Annotated in this window: 3 protein-coding genes and 1 pseudogene; 3 read left to right on the top strand and 1 reads right to left on the bottom strand. The window is 74.4% G+C overall.

Annotation, left to right across the window (positions count from 1 at the left end):
- From H5J33_RS29615 to H5J33_RS29605, 3 genes and pseudogenes are all read left to right on the top strand, one after another.
- Positions 1 to 424: acyl-CoA dehydrogenase family protein (locus H5J33_RS29615; protein WP_220212863.1), on the top strand; the 424-nt coding region annotated here is incomplete at its 5' end.
- Between the two features lie 150 nt (positions 425 to 574).
- A pseudogene (locus H5J33_RS29610) lies at positions 575 to 1491 on the top strand (phosphatidylinositol-specific phospholipase C/glycerophosphodiester phosphodiesterase family protein).
- Between the two features lie 102 nt (positions 1492 to 1593).
- Complete coding sequence (locus H5J33_RS29605; RefSeq protein WP_030603951.1) at positions 1594 to 1788, top strand: hypothetical protein; 195 nt, start codon at positions 1594 to 1596, stop codon at positions 1786 to 1788.
- A 12-nt stretch (positions 1789 to 1800) separates the two neighbouring features.
- Here the strand turns inward: H5J33_RS29605 and H5J33_RS29600 are convergent.
- Positions 1801 to 2871, bottom strand: a 1071-nt coding sequence (locus H5J33_RS29600; RefSeq protein ID WP_181797871.1) for a phosphodiester glycosidase family protein, incomplete at its 5' end; no start/stop codon positions are given.

Raw genomic sequence — 2871 nt, 5'->3', positions numbered from 1 at the left:
GGCCGGACTGCTCGCTTCCGAGCAACTGGGCGTGGCCGACTGGGCGTTGACGGAGACCGTCCGCTATCTGAAGGAGCGCAAGCAGTTCAACCGGCCGGTCGGCGGCTTCCAGGCGCTCAAGCACCGGCTGGCCCGGCTGTGGCTGGAGGTGGTCCACCTGAGAGCCGCCGCCCGCGCCGCCGCCGACGCCCTCTCCTCGGGCGGGGACACGGACGTCACGGTGGCCGTAGCCCAGGCCTACGCCGCTCCCGTCGCCGTACGCGCCACCGAGGAGGCGCTGCAACTGCACGGCGGGATCGGCATGACCTGGGAACACCCGGTCCACCTGTACCTGAAGCGGGCCAAGGCGGACTCGATCGCCTACGGCACGGCGGGCGCCCACCGCGAGGCCCTGGCCGGACTGGTCGACCTCCAGGCCCCCTGACCCCTCCGTCCGGTGAAGCCCGCCCCACCCGGGGCGGGCCTTCCGTACGACGGAAGTGAACAGCACGCCAACTCACCGCCGCGACGGGTCTGTCGAGGCGCACCCGCACGCATACTCTCCCCGGTCCCCATCACCCCAGGGAGGCAGTGCATGACCCTCACCACCCGTCGCGGAGCCCTCACCACCCTCGGCGCCGCCCTCGTGGGCACCGTCGCCCGGCCGACGAGCGAGGCACTGGCCGCGAGCGACGCGCTGCCCGCGAGTGGCGTACGGATCGCGAGCGACGCGCCGGCCGGTGACGCCGGCGCCGGCCCCGCCCGCTGTGGCGGGCCCACGCCCACAACGACTACGCGCACCCACGCCCGCTGCTCGACGCCCTCGACCACCGCTTCGGCAGCGTCGAAGCCGACGTCTTCCTCGTCGGCGACCAGCTCCTCGTCGGTCACGAGGCGTCCGACCTCGACCCGTCCCGCACCCTGGAATCCCTCTACCTGGAACCGCTCGCCGCCCTCGTCGCCGCCCACCACGGCGCGGTGTACCGCGGCGCGCACCGGCCGCTGCAACTCCTCGTCGACATCAAGACCGAGGGCGCCGCGACCTACCTCGAACTCGACCGCCATCTGCGCCGCCACCCGCACCTGTTCACCCGGTACGCGCACGGCCGCGTCCACCCCGGCCCGGTCACCGCCGTCGTCTCCGGCGACCGGGCGGCCCGTACCCCGATGGCCGAGCAGACCGAGCGGCACGCCTTCTACGACGGCCGGCTCACCGACCTGACCGGCTCCGCCCCGGCCACCTTCGCCCCGCTCGTCAGCGACAACTGGACGCAGAACTTCACCTGGACGGGCACCGGGGCCTTTCCGGACGCCGAGCGGCGCAAGCTGCGGGACATCACCGCCGCCGCCCACGCGCGCGGACAGCGGGTCCGGTTCTGGGCCACTCCCGACACCGCCGGCCCGGCCCGGGACGCGGTGTGGACCGAGCTGCTGGCCGCCGGGGTCGACCACCTCAACACCGACGACCTCGCCGGGCTGGAGACCTTCCTCGACGCCCACGCCCCGGCGTAAGACCACACGATCGGCGGACGTGTCAGCCGCCCGGACGAACCCTCCGCTACGTCACACTTGCGCCCGAAACGCCGCACATGAGGCGTGGCGGAGGAGGTTCCGATGGCGATTTCCATCTCGGTGGTGCTGCTGCTCCTGGTCCTGGTCGTGATCTTCATGCGCAGTGGTGCGCTGAAGGTCTCGCACGGCCTGGTCTGCATGCTGTTCGGCTTCTACATGGCCTGCACGAGCATGGCGCCCACCATCCACAGCGGGCTCACCGCGACGGCCGACCTGGTGAGCAGCCTGCGGCCGTGACGCGGCCGGCGTTCAGCCGGCCGAGAAGACGCCGACGCCGTTGGGCACGGGGCGCTCGGCGCCGCCGCTCGGGTGGTTGCGCACGGTCACGGCGCTGTCGTCCGTCTCGCGGGTCACCATCTCGGTCGAGCCGCCGCCGTCCAGGTTGAAGGCGTCGGAGGCCCCGAGCGACCGCAGGACGTCCGCCTCCTCGTGGACGGTCAGCCCCGAGCGGTACGCCGCCGCCCCGTCCAGCGCCAGGAGCAGCAGCTGCCGCCCGCCGCCCTTGACACCCACGGCCGTGCGCACCGCCGACGTCTCGTCGTCCAGCCCGGACAGCGGGGCGCCGTCGCGGACGACGGGGAAGCCGCCGATCGCGAAGGCGTACGGCACGTCGGACGAGGCCGCCGTCAGGGCGTGCGTGACCCGCACCGGGTCGCCGACCGACAGCTCGCGCAGCTTCCGCGCGCCCTCCTCGCGGCCCACCAGGACCGTGGTGTCCGCGGGGATCGTGCCGCCGCCCGGGGTGCCGGAGGCGGAGACCACCTTGCCGTCGCGCACCTTCACCTCGTAGGTGTCCTCGCTGCACGGCGCCGAGCGCTGGGTGTCGGTGCCGCAGACGGCGCGCTCGCGGGAGGCGCCGCCCCAGCGCGCGGTGAAGGCGCCGACCGAGTCCACCGGGAGCGCGTACTGGTTGAGGCCCTTCAAGGGCAGCGTGCCCTGGGGTGTGCCGACCGAGCCGGTGAGGGAGAGGCGGTCCAGACGGGCCCGCCGGTCGGTGCCCACGCCGAGCACCTCCCGGGTGTCGGTGCCCGGGGGCAGCGCGGGCCCGAACCGCTGGCCCTTCGGCACCGCCGCCTTGAGCACCTGCCCGTCCGCCACGGCCGGTCCGACCGGCGCCCCGGTGGCCTCCACGCCGGGGTGCTGGGTCTCGGTGATGTGGAAGAAGTCGCCGTTCACCCCGGCGACCGCCCCGGCGGAGTCCGCCAGCCGGGAGACCGTCGCCCGGGCCGCGACCGTGCCCGGGTACAGCAGGCCGACGCGGACGTGCGGGTTGGCCAGGTCCACCGTGAGCAGGTGGACCCGGGCCGTGCCCTTCGCCGC

Source organism: Streptomyces sp. WELS2 (genome assembly GCF_013870595.1).
Classification (GTDB): domain Bacteria; phylum Actinomycetota; class Actinomycetes; order Streptomycetales; family Streptomycetaceae; genus Streptomyces.
Note: the sequence above shows the minus strand (reverse complement) of the source record. Positions and strands in the feature narration are given on the sequence as shown.